We start from the raw sequence: 14,918 nt of genomic DNA on the forward strand, positions 1-14,918 counted from the left end.
AACAAGCGATTCGTGTGTCATCTCCAGCGTAGAATCACAACCGATTCCGCGCCGCAATACCTATCTTAGCGCCTATGCCCTTGCGGGGGAGATGGCCGGCAGGCCAGAGGGGGGTGCTGTCCCGCCGACGCTGTACCTTGACGACGATTCGAAACTTGCGGCGTCCGGCACGACATTTGCGGGAATCCGCACACACTTTGTGTGGCGTATAGATCATGTTCTCCACAACAGGAGGCCGCGCATGAGCATCGTCGTATTCGACCCCGAAAGCACCGAGGATGTGGACTTCAAGGACCGCATGCGCCACCCAGCCGCGGCCGATCCCGCCGGCGGCATGTGGCTGTCCGACACCGAGCCGTCCTTCATCGACGCTGACGCGCTGCGCAAGGGGCGACTGGCGAAACTGCGCGCCTGGATGCGCGAGGCGGGTTATGGCGGCGTCGTTTTGTTCGATCCCTACAACCAGCGCTACGCCACCGGCTCGCGCAACATGTTCGGCTATTTCCTGCGCAACTCGACCCGCTACTTCTTCGTGCCCACCGAGGGGCCCATCGTGCTGTTCGAATATCCGCAGAGCTATCATGTCTCGATGGTGCTCGACACGATCGACGAGGCGCGGCCATCGAAGCTGGTGTGGTCCTCCGTCTCGGGCCGTGACGACAAGACCGCCGGGCCGTTCGCCGACGAGATCGCCGAGTTGCTCAAGAAGCATGGCGGCGGCTCGATGAAGCTTGGGCTCGACCGCTGCAGCCATCTGCAGGCGCTGGCGCTGGAAAAGCGCGGCTGCGAGGTGAAGGACTGCCAGGGCGAAATCCTCGCCGTGCGTGCGGTGAAGACGCCGGAGGAAGTGAAATGCCTGCTGGCCTCGATGGCGGGGGCCGAGGCCGCAGTGGCGGCCGTGCGCGAGGCGATCAAGCCCGGCGTTTCCGAGAACGAGCTGTTCGCCATAATGTATGGTGAGGTGATCCGGCAAGGCGGCGAGTTCATCGAGACCCGGCTGCTCACTTCGGGACAGCGCACCAATCCATGGTTCAACGAGGCGAGCGGGCGCAAGATCAGGCCGGGCGAGTTGCTGGCGCTCGATACCGATACGATCGGCTGCTACGGCTATTATTCCGACTTCTCGCGCACCTTTCGCTGCGGTCCGGGCAAGCCGACACCCTACCAGAAGTCGCTCTACCGCATGGCGCACGACCAGGTGCAGCACAATATCAGCATCGTGAAGCCGGGCATGGCGTTCCGCGAGATCGCCGAGAAGGCGTGGAAGATCCCGGACCACTTCGTCGACCAGCGCTACACCTCGGTCATGCACGGCGTCGGCATGCATGGCGAAACGCCTTTCATCGCGCATGCGATGGACTACGAGACCTATGGCCGCGACGGCATCATCGTGCCCGGCATGGTGGTGAGTGTGGAAAGCTATATCGGCGAGAAGGGCGGCCGAGAGGGCGTCAAGCTGGAGGATGAGATCCTGATCACCGAGACCGGCACGGAATTGCTTTCGCGCTTCCCGTATGAAGACGAGTTTCTTGACAATTAACGCCGACGCATCGACAGCACATTTCGCATGAAAACGCCCATTTCCATCCGGCGCGGCACGGTGGCCGCTGTGTTCATCGATCTCCAGGAGGAGCATCGCAAGGACAAACGCTATCTGGTCGAGGGCTTTGCCGACATCCTCGCCAATGTGCGGCGCCTGCAGGAGGCGGCGCGGCGCAATTTCGTGCCGCTCTACCACTGGGCCTATATCGTCGATCTCGCCGAGGCGCGGCCTTTCCATCCGGTCGACGAAAGCGGCAAGTCGGCCTTTTCCGACAAGGACGATCCGCTGACCGCGATCTGCCATGAAGTGGCGCCGCAAGATAGCGAAGCCATGCTGGTCAAGCAGGAAGCCAGCGCCTTCGCCAAGAACGATTTTGGCGACATGCTCAAGGCCTCCGGCATCGAATCGCTGGTGATTGCCGGCGTCTGGACCGAGGCCTGCGTCGACGCCACGGTGAAGGACGCGGTGGCGCGCGGTTTTCGCGTGCTTTTGGTCAAGGATGCCTGCGGCAGCGCCAGTGCCGCTATGCACCAGACCGGCATCTTCAACCTCGCCAACCGTCTCTATGGCGGTGCCGTCACCAACACGCTCGACGCCTGCCGGCTGATGGCGGGAGACACCGTGAAGGTGTGGCAGGTCGAGGGTTCGGTGCCGTTGCGTTTCACCTTCGAGAACGCGGCGCAGCTCTACGCCGAGCTCTGACGGCAGTGGCCAGCGCCCCGACCGATCCGGCGATCCGCGGCAAATATGCCGACCGGCTCGATCCGGACTTGTGGAACTATATCGACACGATCAACGGTTGGTATCCGCCGGAGATCGTCGCCGCGCCCATTGCCGAGCAACGCGCGGTCTATGACCGGATGTGCCTCGCGTTTCACCAAGGCCATCCGGAAGGCGTGACGACCGGCGACGGCCTCGTATCGACGACCGCGCATGCGATCCCGATCCGATACTACCGCATGGCCGACAAGACGGCGCCGGCGATCGTCGTCTATTACCATGGCGGCGGTTTTGTTCTTGGCGACCTCGACAGCCACGACGACATTTGCGCCGAGATCTGCGCCGGCACCGGTTTCGAGGTGGTCTCGGCCGATTACCGGCTGGCGCCGGAGCATCTGCATCCAGCCTCCTTCGACGATGCGCTGGCCCTGTTCGAATGGGTCGCGGCGACCAGCACGCTGCCGATCGTGCTTTGCGGCGAAAGCGCCGGCGGCAATCTCGCTGCCGCCGTGGCGCAAGCGACGCGGCGCCGTGAACGGCACGCTGTTGGCCAGATGTTGATCTATCCGGAGCTGGGCGGCGACGAGACCGGGCGCTCTTATGTCGAGCATGCCGAAGCGCCGCTGCTCAGCGTCAGCGACATCGAGTTCTACCGCCGTATCCGGTCCGCGCCCGGGCAAGCTTTGGACGACCCGAAATTCTCGCCGCTCAGGGATAGCGACCTCTCCGGCCTACCGCCGACGATCATCGTCACCGCCGAATGCGATCCGCTGTCCTCCGACGGCGAAGTCTATCGCGACCGCATCCTCGCCGCCGGCGGACAAGCGTGGTGGCGCGAGGAACCGCGGCTGGTGCACAGCTTTCTGCGGGCAAGGCCGACCGTTCCGCGCGCGGCGGAGGCGTTCGCGAGGATTGTTGCTGATGTTCACGCGCTCGGCGCAGCGACGGAGCGCTGATCTTTCCCCCGAAGTCTTGAAGAGATCCTGCAGGGCAGAGGGCCGGTGAAGGATCGCGGCCCCGGAAGATCAAGGTTCCTCGCCCCACGTAAGTGGGGAGAGGTGGCTCGGCGAAGCCGAGACGGAGAGGGCAGCGCCCTACGAAGGCCCCCTCTCCGTCCGCTTCGCGGCCACCTCTCCCCACCTTCGGCGGGGGCGAGGAACCTAAGCTTGGTTACCTGCGGAACAGCGCACAAGAACTGCGGAAACCCAACCATTTCGCTGCGGAAAGCGGACCTATCATTCCCTTGCAGCAACGGCGCTCCGGCGGTCGCATCCGCCCCGCATGGCGGCCCGGAGCGCCCAACAACAGAGGGAACGACGATGAAATTCATGCTGACCGACAGAAAACTGCACCCGCGTGCCAGGCCGATCGCCGACGATTTCAAGAAGGGCGCGATCAACCGGCGCGAATATCTGGCTTTGATGGCCGGCTTTGGCGTTAGCGCCGCCGGCGCGATGGCGCTGGGCGGGATCGCTCCCTCGCCTGCCCGCGCCGCCGAGCCGAAAAAGGGCGGCGTGCTGCGCGTCGCGATGAACGTCAAGGGCTTCAAGGATCCGCGCACTTTCGACGGTGTCGAGATGTCGAATGTCGCGCGCCAGTGCAACGAATATCTGGTGCGCTGGAAAACCGACTTTTCTTTCGAGCCCTGGCTGTTGGAAAGCTGGGAGACCAGCGACGACGCCAAGACGATCACGCTTCACGTGCGCAAGGGCATCACATGGTCGAACGGCGACACTTTCAACGTCGACGACGTGATCCACAACCTCAACCGCTGGTGCGATGCCTCGGTCGCGGGCAATTCTGTCGCGGCGCGCATGGGCGCGCTGGTCAATGCCGACACCAAGAAACCCGTCGACGGCGGCATCCAGAAGATCGACGACTACACCGTCAAGCTCAACCTGCCAAAGCCCGACATCTCGCTGATCGCCGGCATGGCCGACTATCCGGCGCTGATCATGCACCGCTCCTATGAGGGCGATGCCGATCCGAAGAAGGCTTTGGCCATCACCACCGGCCCTTGCGAGCTGGTCAGTTGGGATGCCGAGACGGGCGCCGAGGTGAAGCGCAAGGACAAGCCCTGGTGGAAGGGCGAGTTCTATCTCGACGGCATCAAATGGGTCGACTACGGTTCCGATCCCAACGCCATGCTGTCGGCCTTCGAATCCGGCGAGATCGACACCGACCACGAAACCGCGTCGGATGCCGTGTCGCAGACCGAGCAAATGGGCCTGCAGAATTCCGAGATCGCCACCGGCTCGACGATCGTCGCGCGTTTCAATGTCTCCAACGCGCCCTATGACGACGCCAAGGTGCGCCGCGCCGCCCAGTTTGCCGTCGACAATGCGGCGGTGCTAAAGCTCGGGCTCGACGGCCGCGGCAAGCCCGCCGACAACCACCATGTCGGTCCCATGCATCCGGAATTCGCCGATATCGGCCCGGCCAAGCGCGATGTCGAACAGGCCAAGAAGCTGATTTCGGAAGCCGGCAAGGCCGACCATGAATTTGAGCTGATCTCGGTCGACGTCGAATGGCAGAAGAGCACCGCCGACGCGATCGCAGCGCAAATCCGAGAGGCCGGCCTCAAGATCAAGCGCACCGTGCTGCCGGCCGCGACCTTCTGGAACGACTGGGCCAAGTTCCCTTATTCCTGCACCGAATGGCTCGGCCGCCCGCTCGGCGTGCAGGTGCTGGCTCTGGCCTACAAATCGGGCGGTGCCTGGAACGAAAGCGCCTATGCGAACAAGGAGTTCGACGAGCTTCTCGACAAGGCGCTGGCAACGCCGGACGCCGCCCAGCGCAAGGAGATCATGGCCAAGATCGAGACCAACCTGCGCGACTCCGGCATCATCATCCAGCCCTATTGGCGTTCGGTCTACCGCACCTATCGCAAGGGCGTGCAGGGCTGCGAACAGCACCAGGCGCTCGAGCAGCATTTCGAGAAAGTCTGGCTGGAGTCCTGAAATCAGTCTGCGGTGCCGCACGATTTGCTAGACGAGCACGTCAAGCAAATCGTGGGGCCCGCAATGACGCCGAACCGAGATAGATTGTCGACTGAAACAGAGCTAAGCCACGACTGGGCCAGCAGCTGGGACGACTCCCTCGTATGCCGTGCACCCTTCGATCTCGATCTTCCAAATGGCATTAGGATTTGAATTTACGATGGCTGGAATTCGCCACCTACTTGGCGCTAACTCGTATCGGAAATGCTCGTTACCGCAGGTCACCTTCACTTCATATTGTGGCCTCGGGGCAGAGACAGGTGAGCTGAAATCGAAATGTAGTTCCCCGTTTTGAGTATAAAGCTCACCAACAAACATACCGCGACGAAAGAAGACCGACCCGCCTTTTTCTACCGCAAAATTGTAATTCCAAACTCCCGGTCCAAGCAGCGTCTTCAAATAGCGCTCTTCATGGATAGTTCGGCACACCACATAGTTCAGAGCTCCAAGACTTAACCTCTCAGGAACAATAACCTCAGACATTCGCATATTTTGAATATGCTGCATTTCATCCTGCGAGACAGCCGAGTCGTGATAAATATGTTCAAAGTTAAGCTGATCAAAATGAGCGTCGCCACCTCTCGGCATCTGATTGGAATTCGCAAAGTTTCCGGCCACAAAGCGGCTAGCTGGTTGAGTAAGAACTGATTTTAGGTCGAAGACCAGCATCACGGGAATGCTCATGTGAGGATCCACCCTGTTAGGGTCACCTCGAGCCTTTATGCCTTCCGTCTTCAGATGGAATCTGTTCTTTGGCCTGAAATACAGTCTTACATAGTTATGAGCGGCGGGATTGTTATGTAGGGCGCCCTGATTGGCGACGTCACATAGCAAAGCCGGCACCCCATTGCGGCATAAAACCTCGCCACCACGCAAGATCTCTGCTGCAACCTCGATTTGGCACGCGTGGTAGAGGGACCTGCCCCAACCCTTCCTTGATGCGAACCGATCCAGGCGAGGCCCCCACAATGCGACGTGCTGATCGGCCCTTGCTATTGAAATAGCCATCCTTGCGCCGGCTTCGCCACAGTGTAGGGAGCATATTGGTCGCGATCTAAGAAAAGCGCTTCTGCACGAGATGCGGTCGAAGAGCCTGTTCGAGATTTGACCGAGCAGATGTAAGGCAGCTCGGATAATATCGGAAAAAGGTAACTCTTTAGTCGCTGCGATTTTGCGTCGGAGAAGCTATCTATTGAAAGTATCCTCTCCCGCAATCTGACCCAAGAAGCTTGGAGCAACTCTTCATCAATTCGCTCCTTCTTCCCTGACTGATGTTCTACAACAAGCGAGTTATCGGTTTGCATCTGCACCGTGAATTGAGACTCTTTGGAAGTCGCGAAAATGTGATCTTTGGCCAGCTTCCTAAGATCTTCAGAGAATTCTGCAAAATCCTCAGGAACCCGTGCTTGTTGCTTGTGCTCCGCTACAAAATCCGCTGGAACTTGTACGTCATGGATGTATACGGGGATACTAACTTGAGCTAGATGGCTTTCCATTAGAGGACGAACGTCATCCCAATTCAAATTGCCGTTGCCGCAGCCTAGAGGCGGAAACGAAACCGAGGTGATCCCTAGATCTTTGTAAGTCGCGACAAATTTCCGGAGACCACGTTCGATGTACTCCATCTTCGAAGGCAATTTCCACGTGGTTTTAGTTGGAAAATTCAACACCCATCGCGTATCGGATCGCCAAAGGTGGAGATTGCCAACCTGAAATGCGTGCGCCTCGCAAAGGCCGCGATACTCCCGAAACATTCGCGGGTACCTGCTTTTGAACTCCTTCGCGATTCCCTTACCCATGACGCCCACCGTATTGACGGTGTTCACCAGCGTCTGTGCGGGAGATTCAAACACACTGCTTTCAAGAAAAGTGATCATTCGCTTAGGCGCCCCAGGTCAGAACGAATGAGAACATATACAGAACATTTTGCAAGCTTTCTAGCACGATTCTGCAGCGCTGTCGTTGGCAGCGCGGCATTCGGCTTAATGTTATACACACTTCCAGATCCCTACTAACAACGCACGGCACCCGCCGGCGATCCATAAGTGACCAGCGCTAGCTGGCTCCATGGCATGGAAGTGCATAAGAAATATGCAAATGGACCAGTTCGACCTCGGCACATACCGCCGTCCGATCTCCACCTCCTCCATCGAGACGCAGCGCTGGTTCGATATCGGGCTGAATTGGTGCTACGGCTTCATCCACGAGGAAGGCATCAAATGCTTCGAAAAGGCGCTGGAGAGCGATCCCGGCCGCGCCTTCGTGCATTAGGCATCGCCTATGCCGCCGGGCCATTCTACAATCTGACCTGGAAGGAGCATGGCAAGGCCGAGGCCGACCATGTCGCCAAGCGCTGCTTCGGCGCCGCGAGAAAGAGGAACTGCCGGGACTGCAGGCGAAGCTTGCTGTGGCGCTGGCCAAAGCCGATGTGCCGATCACCTCGTCCTGCCTCTGCCGGACGAGCGTGCGGGCAGACCATTGCTGCTGTCAGTGAGGCAGGAGGTCGGCGCCGCTCGATCGAGCGCGGTGCTGGGCGTTCCTTACGAGTGCCCGGCCGGAATCTTCCGGCCGCGCCAGGATTGCCCAATCCTTGAAGCCGGTCCTGATGGTCTAGGAGAAGATCTCCGCCAGTTCGTCGACACTGGTGCCTTCCTTGACCCGGCGCAGCTCGACATAGGTGACCGCGATAGCCACCGACATCACCGCGGAGAAGATGGTCGACAGTAGACTGCTGCCGACCGCGCCGACGATGATCCCCCTGGTGGTAATTCCGCCGCCCAGCACGGCGGCTTGGAACAGCAAGGTGAAAATCACCTGAAGCGCCATTGCCGCTATGCCGATGACCAGAAACAGGAAGAATATCCGCCAGCGGCTCCCCTTCGTCAGAGTTCTGCTTCGTGAAATCGCGGCGAAGACACCGGGTCTTTCCTGGACCACGACGGGCACAGCGACCGATATGCTGATCAACCACATAGCTATGGGAATCATGGCCAGAAGCGCGATAATTCCGCCAGCGATCGGTATGACCATTGCGACGACACCGAGCACTAACACCGCCAAAACCAATGCAAGAATGATTACGAGGCCAGTTCCAAGCGTGGGAAAGAAACTGCGCAGCGCGATCTGTATGCAGTCGCCAATTGCCGGGCGTTTGCCGTTCAGATCCTCGATTGTGGCTCGCACCAGCGCAGCTTGCGCGAGAAAAGCCAGCGCCAGAAGGACCGGACCAGCGACCAGCGAAACAACACCGTAAGTCCCTATGGTCGACCTTTCGAAGGTGACGATATCGCCACTGCCTGTCATCCTGGCAACCTGCGTGAAGTTCCAGATATTGTATAGCAGCGCAGGCAGCATCGAAAAAAGGCCAACGATAGCCGCTAGCGTAGCGAAGCTGCGACCGATAACCGAAAAAGTATTGCTGAAAGCCCGGCCGATGCTGAATGTCTCCGAGCGGCCGCTCGCTATGGAAGCCATCTTGTATCCCCCGCTAATTCAAATCGAAAAATTGGAAAGTATAAACCACCTACATTGATACTTGCGGTTGGGCCCGCTTGCAATTGTCATGGCGTATTGCCAGTGTCGGCCCGAACCGCAGGTTGCAGGGGGAACGAGCGGGTGACAGCCGCAGGGACGGAAGAGGCCGGACGGCTGGCGCAGTTGCACAAGCAACTGCTGGCCGACGATACGATCCAGTTCGGGCTGCCGGCCTATGTGCAGCCCGAGCCGCCGGAATGGCTGAAGCCGTTTCTGGACGGCTTGGCAAAACTCGGTCCCTATATGATCTATCTGTTCTGGGGCGCGGTGATCATCGGCGTCGCGATCATCGCTTTTCTGCTTTTCCTCGAGGCGAAAGGCGTTGCCTGGCGCCTGCCATGGCGGCGAAAACGCGAAGAGACCGAAGCGAAGAAAGAGTGGCGCCCGGACGCGGGGGCGGCCCAGGTCCTGCTCTCCGAGGCCGATGCGCTCGCCGCGCGCGGCGAGTATGACGAGGCGGTGCATCTACTGTTGCGTCGCAGCGTCGCCGACATCGCCACCCGGCTCCCCGATTTCCTGCGCCCATCGCTCACCGCGCGCGACATCGCCGCCGCCGGTTCGATCCCCACCCGCCCGCGCGCCGCCTTCAGCGAGATCGCCCGCATCGTCGAGGCAGCTTTGTTTGCCCGCCGACCCGTCGGGGTCGAAGGCTGGCGGCAGGCGCGCGGCGCCTATGAGCGTTTCGCCTTTCGGGACGCCTGGGCATGAGCGCGCAACCGACCGAGGCAGCCGCGGAGCCGTTCAGCCGCAAAACCCTGTTCTGGGGCATTTTCGCCAGCCTGCTGGCGGCGGCCGGATTTTTTCTTCTGTCCACCTACGCGCCGGATTTTCGCCAGCCCCAAGGCGGCGCCACGCCGCTTTCGAAAGGCGGCACCGGCTATGCCGGGCTTGTCGAATGGCTGAAGCTGACCAACGGACAGGCGCCGCCGATGGAACGTGGCGAGAAGGACCTTGCCTCCCCACTGGCATCGACTTTCCTGCTTGTCGTCACCATCGCGCCGGGCAGCGACCCGGCCGCGCTCGATCGCCTCATCAAGCTGCGCTCGGGCAAGGATACGCTGTTCGTCCTGCCGAAGTGGCAGACCTTTCCCTTGTTCGGCCATGACGGCTGGGAGACCAAGATCGAGCGGCTGCCCAACCACGTCGTCAACGACTGGCTGGGCCGCATCGCCAAGGCGAAGCTCGGCGAGGCAAAGAGCACGCTCTCGCAAATCAACATCGCCGGCCGCATGGTACCCGCGCCGGGCGAGCTGCAATGGGTGGCGGACGAGCATCCGCTGATCGCGGCGGGCGACGGCAGGGCTATCCTGACCGAACTCGAAAACGAACCCTTCTATATCCTCACCGACCCCGATTTCATCAACAACTTCGCGCTGAAGGACGAGCAGACGGCAGCGGCCGCGCTCGACCTGATCGCCATGCTGGAGCCCGCCAAGGGCGCCGTCATGTTCGACCTGGCGCTGCACGGTATCGGCGGTAACTTCGATCTCGCCAAGCTGCTGATCGAACCGCCCTTCCTGGCTTTGACGCTCTCGGTGCTGGTGGCGGCCGCGCTTGCCTTCCTGCATGGGCTCGGCCGCTTCGGTCCGCCGCGCGCCGAAGAGCGTGCCATCGCCTTCGGCAAGCGGGCGCTGGTCGATACCACGGCGATGCTGTTGAAGCGCGCCGGGCGGCTGCAGGGGCTCGGCGGCCGTTATGCAACGCTGATGCGCCAGCGCGCCGCTGCGCTGCTTGGCGCGCCGCATGGGCTGCAGGGCGAGGCGCTCGACCGCTGGCTCGATTCCCGCGACAGGGGCGAAGCGCAAGGCTTCACCGCGCGGTTCAAGGCAGTTAACGATTCCAACAGTTTGGCCGGAATGCATGAAGCAGCGGAGAAGCTGCATGACTGGACGGCAAGGAGGCTCGGTGAACGTCGATGAAGTGAAGGCCCTGGCGAGCGCGATCAGGGAAGAAGTCGCGAAAGCGATTACCGGACAGCGCGACACGGTCGATTTGATGCTGACGGCGCTGTTTGCTGGCGGGCATATCCTGCTCGAAGGCCCGCCTGGCACGGCCAAGACGATGACGGCGCGCTGCTTCGCCCAGGCTCTCGGCGTCGCCTATGGTCGTATCCAGTTCACGCCCGACCTGATGCCCGGCGATATCGTCGGCGCCAACATCTATAATTTCCAGACCGGGCAGTTCACGCTGACGCGCGGCCCGATCTTCTGCGACTTGCTGCTCGCCGACGAAATCAACCGCACGCCGCCAAAGACCCAGGCAGCCCTGCTCGAGGCCATGCAGGAGCATGCCGTTACCTTCGACGGCACCACCCATTCGCTGGGTCGGAATTTCATGGTGGTGGCGACGCAGAACCCGATCGAGCATCAGGGCGTCTATCCGCTGCCCGAAGCGCAGCTCGACCGCTTCCTGTTCAAGCATCGGGTGAGCTATCCGGACCTGAGGGAAGAGCGCGCCATCATCGTCCATCACGGCGGCAGCTCGGCCTCGCACGATATCGGGCAATACGGCATCAAGGCGCAGACCGACCGCAAGACGCTGGAAGCTGCTCTCGCCACGGTCGGCGACGTCACGCTGGTCGACGATGTCGTCGGCTATATCGCGGCCCTTGTGCGCGGCACGCGCGAAAGCCCCGACCTCGAGGTCGGCGCCAGCCCGCGCGCGGGCGCCATGCTGGCGAGAGCCGCGCGCGCCAGGGCGGCGCTCGACGGCCGCAACTACGTCATCCCGGACGACGTCAAGGCTTTGGCCGTGCCGGCGTTGCGCCACCGCGTCGTGCTTTCGCCGGCCGCGCAGATCGACGGGCGGCTGGTTGAGCAGATCGTGTCCGACCTCGTCGACCATACGGAAGCGCCGCGTTGATCTATCCGAGCGGGCGAGCGGTCTGGGCAGCGGCGGCGGGGGCAATCCCCGCCTTCCTGATCGCGCTCGCTTTGCCGCATGTCTGGTATCTCGGCCTGTTGTGGATCTGCGTGCTTCTCGCCTTCCTGGCGGTGGACGCCGCCGCGGGCAGAGGCCGCGCCTCGCTCAACGCCACACTGACGGCACCGCCGCAGGTGGGTATCGGCGGGCGCTTCACGTTGCACATCGCGGCCGGTCTCGGCGCGAGGCTACGGCGCCTGCAGGCGCGTGTCGGCCATGACCAGCGGCTGCAGCCAGTAGCGGGCACCGGCGGCGCGATGCCGGCCAATGGCGGCACACTTGATCTCGAATTCGAGGCGATCCGCCGCGGCATCGCCAGCTTCGACCGGCTGTGGCTGCGCTGGCAGGGCCCGTTCGGTCTGATGTGGAACCAGGTCATGTTGCGGGTCGACCGCAAGGTTGCGGTGCTGCCCAACGTCAACAGCGCACGCGACGAGGCGATCACGCTCTTGCAGCGCTCGGCCCTTGCCGATGGCCATGCGCAGAAGCGTGCCGGCCAGGGCCGCGAGTTCGAGTCGCTGAAGGATTACCAGCCCGGCATGGGCCGGCGCATGATCGACTGGAAGCGCAGCGCCCGCCACGGCAAGCTGCTGGCGCGCGAGTTCCGGATCGAGGAGAACAACAACATCGTTCTGGCCATCGATAGCGGCCGGCTGATGTGCGAGCCGGTCGATGGCGTGCCGAAGGTCGACCGCGCGGTGACGGCGGCGCTTCTGTCGGCCTTCATCGCGCTAAAAGGCGGCGATCTCGTCAGCCTGTTTTCCTTCGATGCCAGGCCGCGCGTGTCGAGCGGCGCGGTGCGCGGCTCACCGAGCTTCACCATGATCCAGAAGCGCGCCGCCGAGATCGACTATTCGACCGAGGAGACCAACTTCACGCTGGCGCTGACTACGCTGTCGGCGAGGCTCGACCGGCGCTCGCTGGTCATCGTCTTCACCGATTTCGTCGATCCGATCAGCGCCGAACTGATGCTGCGCACCGTGGGCCGGCTGACCGAGCGGCATCTGGTGCTGTTCATGCTGATGAAGGATGTGGAGCTTGAAACGCTGGCCGACATGGCGCCGGCGGCGCCCGAGGATGTCGCCCGCTCGGTCACCGCCGGCGACCTCTTGCGGCAGCGGCAGGTGGTGATCGGGCGCCTCAGGCTGCTTGGCGCGCATGTCATCGAGGCCGACCACCAGCGGCTCGGTCCGGCGCTGGTCGAGCGCTATATCCAGCTCAAGGAGGAGAACCTTCTATGACGCTGTCTGCCGGAACCGACGCGGTTCGCCAGTCGCTGGCAAGCTTCCGCCAGGAGCGCGAGGCCGACTGGAAAGCCTTCGAGGCGCTGCTTGCGCGCGTCGAAAAACGCGCGCCGCGCGCGCTTTCGGAAGACGAATTACTGTCGCTGCCCCTGCTCTACCGCTCGGCCCTGTCCTCGCTCTCGGTGGCGCGCGCGACCTCGCTCGACAGCGCGCTGATCGCCTATCTCGAGGCGCTGTGCCTGCGCGGCTATTTCTATCTCTATGGCGCGCGGCGGAGCTTGAGAACGCGCATCGGCGACTTCTTCCTGCACGATTGGCCGGCTGCGATCCGCGACCTTTGGCGCGAGGTATGGACATCGGTCGGGTTGACGGTGATCGGCGCGATCGCCGGCTATTGGCTGGTCGCCGCCGACAAGCGCTGGTACGACGCCATCATCGCGCCGAGCCTGGCGGGCGGGCGCAACCCGGATTCGTCGGCCGAAACGCTGCGCAGCGTGCTTTATGGCGGCGGCGACCATTTCCTGTCCGGGTTCGCCGCCTATCTCTTCACCCACAACACGCAGGTCTCGATCCTGGCCTTCGCGCTGGGCTTCGCCTTCGCCGTGCCGAGCGTGCTGATCATCCTGATGAATGGCTGCATGCTCGGCGCCATTTTCCAGATCTATGCCGCCAAGGGCCTAGGGTTCGAGCTCGGCGGCTGGCTTTCGATCCACGGCACGACGGAGCTGTTCGCCATCGCCATCGCGGGAGCTGCCGGCATGCGCATCGGCACCAGCATCGCCTTTCCCGGCGAGCTGACCCGCATGGCTGCCGCAGCACAGGCCGGACGCGTCGCGGCGACCGCCATGATCGGCGTCACGGTGATGCTGCTTTTCGCCGGACTGTTGGAAGGCATCGGCCGGCAGACGATCACCAGCGACCTCGCCCGCTATTCGATCGGCGGCGGCATGCTGGCCTTGTGGATCTGCTATTTCTATCTGTTCCGGATGGTGCGGCATGGCGACCGCTAGGACAGCGAAGGTCAAGAACCCGGCAGCGCTCATACGCCCGCTGGTCACGCCGGAAGGCGTCGACCTCAGGGTCAAGCTGGCGGATGCCGGCACCCGGGCTTCGGGCTTCCTGCTCGACGTGGTGATCATCATTGTGGCGGCGGTGGTGGTAAGCCTCATCGCGCTGTTCGGCCTTGGCGGGCTTGGTATACAGGATGCCGAACCGCTGTTCATCGTCTGGATCATCTTCATCTTCTTCCTGCGCAACGTCTATTTCATCGCCTTCGAGGCGGGACGGCGGGCAGCCACACCGGGCAAGCGCATGGTTGGCGTCAGGGTCGCGTCGCGCAGCGGCGCCGGCCTTACGCTCGACCAGGTCATCGCGCGCAACCTGATGCGCGAGATCGAAGTGTTCCTGCCGCTGTCGATCCTCGCCGCGCGCGCCAGCGCCGATGTCGCCGACACGCTGACGACCATCTTCGGCCTCGTCTGGGCGCTGCTGTTCTCGCTGTTCCCGCTGTTCAACCGCGACCGGCTGAGGATCGGCGACCTGCTTGCGGGCACCTGGGTGGTCGAGGCGCCGAAAGTAGCGCTGGTCGAAGACCTTTCGCAGCGCAAGGACCCGATCGCGGCCCGCTTCCAGTTCAGCCCCGCGCAGCTCGACGCCTATGGAATCGCCGAGCTGCAGAAGCTTGAGGAAGTGCTGCGCCGCGACGACTATTCAGCGCTCAAGGCGGTGGCGGAGACCATCGCCCGCAAGATCGGCGCCAAGGTCGAGCCGATAGATTCAAAGGCTTTCCTCACCGCCTATTACGGCGAGCTGCGCGCGCATCTGGAGCGCAAGCTGCTGCTTGGGAATAGGAAGGCGGATAAGTACGCGCGGTAGGCCCGTGGCGATTGCTGAGAAAACGTCGGCGCTGCCCCTCATTGCCCTGCCGGACATTTCTCCCCGTATAGTGACGGGGAG

The 14,918-nt window shown here is 62.3% G+C and carries 14 protein-coding genes; 11 read left to right on the top strand and 3 right to left on the bottom strand.

Annotation, left to right across the window (positions count from 1 at the left end):
- The first annotated feature begins 241 nt into the window (after positions 1-241).
- From LB528_RS05570 to LB528_RS05585, 4 genes are all read left to right on the top strand, one after another.
- Positions 242-1,540 (top strand): M24 family metallopeptidase, encoded by a 1,299-nt coding sequence (locus LB528_RS05570; RefSeq protein WP_224714112.1) that lies wholly within the window; start codon positions 242-244, stop codon positions 1,538-1,540.
- Positions 1,541-1,567: 27 nt separating this feature from the next.
- A complete protein-coding gene (locus LB528_RS05575) occupies positions 1,568-2,245 on the top strand; it encodes an isochorismatase family protein (protein WP_224714113.1) in 678 nt (225 codons plus the stop codon).
- Positions 2,242-3,219 (top strand): alpha/beta hydrolase, encoded by a 978-nt coding sequence (locus LB528_RS05580; RefSeq protein WP_411962114.1) that lies wholly within the window; start codon positions 2,242-2,244, stop codon positions 3,217-3,219. The genes LB528_RS05575 and LB528_RS05580 overlap by 4 nt, the downstream gene beginning before the upstream one ends.
- 363 nt (positions 3,220-3,582) lie before the next feature.
- Positions 3,583-5,223, top strand: coding sequence for an ABC transporter substrate-binding protein (locus LB528_RS05585; protein WP_224714115.1), 1,641 nt, complete (start codon positions 3,583-3,585; stop codon positions 5,221-5,223).
- A gap of 102 nt (positions 5,224-5,325) precedes the next feature.
- On the opposite strand, the gene LB528_RS05590 is transcribed toward LB528_RS05585, so the two are convergent.
- Entirely contained in the window at positions 5,326-6,270 is a 945-nt protein-coding gene (locus LB528_RS05590; protein WP_224714116.1) for a DarT ssDNA thymidine ADP-ribosyltransferase family protein, read from the bottom strand.
- Complete coding sequence (locus LB528_RS05595) at positions 6,255-7,139, bottom strand: macro domain-containing protein (RefSeq protein WP_224714117.1); 885 nt, start codon at positions 7,137-7,139, stop codon at positions 6,255-6,257. Before LB528_RS05595 ends, LB528_RS05590 begins: the two co-directional genes overlap by 16 nt.
- 220 nt (positions 7,140-7,359) lie before the next feature.
- On the opposite strand from LB528_RS05595, the gene LB528_RS05600 reads away from it, so the two are divergent.
- On the top strand, positions 7,360-7,533 hold the full coding sequence (locus LB528_RS05600; RefSeq protein WP_318012275.1) for a hypothetical protein: 174 nt from the start codon (positions 7,360-7,362) through the stop codon (positions 7,531-7,533).
- Between the two features lie 339 nt (positions 7,534-7,872).
- On the opposite strand, the gene LB528_RS05605 is transcribed toward LB528_RS05600, so the two are convergent.
- Positions 7,873-8,736, bottom strand: a complete 864-nt coding sequence (locus LB528_RS05605; protein ID WP_224714118.1) for a hypothetical protein — start codon at positions 8,734-8,736, stop codon at positions 7,873-7,875.
- A 141-nt stretch (positions 8,737-8,877) separates the two neighbouring features.
- Between LB528_RS05605 and LB528_RS05610 the strand changes: the two genes are divergently transcribed.
- The 6 genes from LB528_RS05610 to LB528_RS05635 are packed head-to-tail and all read left to right on the top strand — an operon-like array spanning position 8,878 to position 14,837.
- A complete protein-coding gene (locus tag LB528_RS05610) occupies positions 8,878-9,504 on the top strand; it encodes a DUF4129 domain-containing protein (protein WP_224714119.1) in 627 nt (208 codons plus the stop codon).
- Positions 9,501-10,715, top strand: coding sequence for a DUF4350 domain-containing protein (locus LB528_RS05615; RefSeq protein WP_224714120.1), 1,215 nt, complete (start codon positions 9,501-9,503; stop codon positions 10,713-10,715). The genes LB528_RS05610 and LB528_RS05615 overlap by 4 nt, the downstream gene beginning before the upstream one ends.
- Entirely contained in the window at positions 10,702-11,658 is a 957-nt protein-coding gene (locus LB528_RS05620; RefSeq protein ID WP_224714121.1) for an AAA family ATPase, read from the top strand. The genes LB528_RS05615 and LB528_RS05620 overlap by 14 nt, the downstream gene beginning before the upstream one ends.
- Positions 11,655-12,959, top strand: a complete 1,305-nt coding sequence (locus LB528_RS05625) for a DUF58 domain-containing protein (RefSeq protein WP_224714122.1) — start codon at positions 11,655-11,657, stop codon at positions 12,957-12,959. The genes LB528_RS05620 and LB528_RS05625 overlap by 4 nt, the downstream gene beginning before the upstream one ends.
- Positions 12,956-13,972, top strand: a complete 1,017-nt coding sequence (locus LB528_RS05630) for a stage II sporulation protein M (RefSeq protein WP_224714123.1) — start codon at positions 12,956-12,958, stop codon at positions 13,970-13,972. Before LB528_RS05625 ends, LB528_RS05630 begins: the two co-directional genes overlap by 4 nt.
- On the top strand, positions 13,959-14,837 hold the full coding sequence (locus LB528_RS05635; RefSeq protein ID WP_224714124.1) for an RDD family protein: 879 nt from the start codon (positions 13,959-13,961) through the stop codon (positions 14,835-14,837). The genes LB528_RS05630 and LB528_RS05635 overlap by 14 nt, the downstream gene beginning before the upstream one ends.
- The last annotated feature ends 81 nt before the right edge of the window (positions 14,838-14,918 follow it).

It is taken from the genome of Mesorhizobium sp. CA4, from assembly GCF_020165075.1.
In the GTDB taxonomy this organism is placed as follows: Bacteria; Pseudomonadota; Alphaproteobacteria; order Rhizobiales; family Rhizobiaceae; genus Mesorhizobium.

What these genes read in the sequence shown, in the direction of transcription:
- LB528_RS05595 (WP_224714117.1), bottom strand. Translation starts at nt 7,139, where the DNA reads ATGATCACTTTTCTTGAAAGCAGTGTGTTTGAATCTCCCGCACAGACG.
- LB528_RS05630 (WP_224714123.1), top strand. Translation starts at nt 12,956, where the DNA reads ATGACGCTGTCTGCCGGAACCGACGCGGTTCGCCAGTCGCTGGCAAGC.
- LB528_RS05605 (WP_224714118.1), bottom strand. Translation starts at nt 8,736, where the DNA reads ATGGCTTCCATAGCGAGCGGCCGCTCGGAGACATTCAGCATCGGCCGG.
- LB528_RS05575 (WP_224714113.1), top strand. Translation starts at nt 1,568, where the DNA reads ATGAAAACGCCCATTTCCATCCGGCGCGGCACGGTGGCCGCTGTGTTC.
- LB528_RS05600 (WP_318012275.1), top strand. Translation starts at nt 7,360, where the DNA reads ATGGACCAGTTCGACCTCGGCACATACCGCCGTCCGATCTCCACCTCC.
- LB528_RS05615 (WP_224714120.1), top strand. Translation starts at nt 9,501, where the DNA reads ATGAGCGCGCAACCGACCGAGGCAGCCGCGGAGCCGTTCAGCCGCAAA.
- LB528_RS05585 (WP_224714115.1), top strand. Translation starts at nt 3,583, where the DNA reads ATGAAATTCATGCTGACCGACAGAAAACTGCACCCGCGTGCCAGGCCG.
- LB528_RS05635 (WP_224714124.1), top strand. Translation starts at nt 13,959, where the DNA reads ATGGCGACCGCTAGGACAGCGAAGGTCAAGAACCCGGCAGCGCTCATA.
- LB528_RS05570 (WP_224714112.1), top strand. Translation starts at nt 242, where the DNA reads ATGAGCATCGTCGTATTCGACCCCGAAAGCACCGAGGATGTGGACTTC.
- LB528_RS05590 (WP_224714116.1), bottom strand. Translation starts at nt 6,270, where the DNA reads ATGGCTATTTCAATAGCAAGGGCCGATCAGCACGTCGCATTGTGGGGG.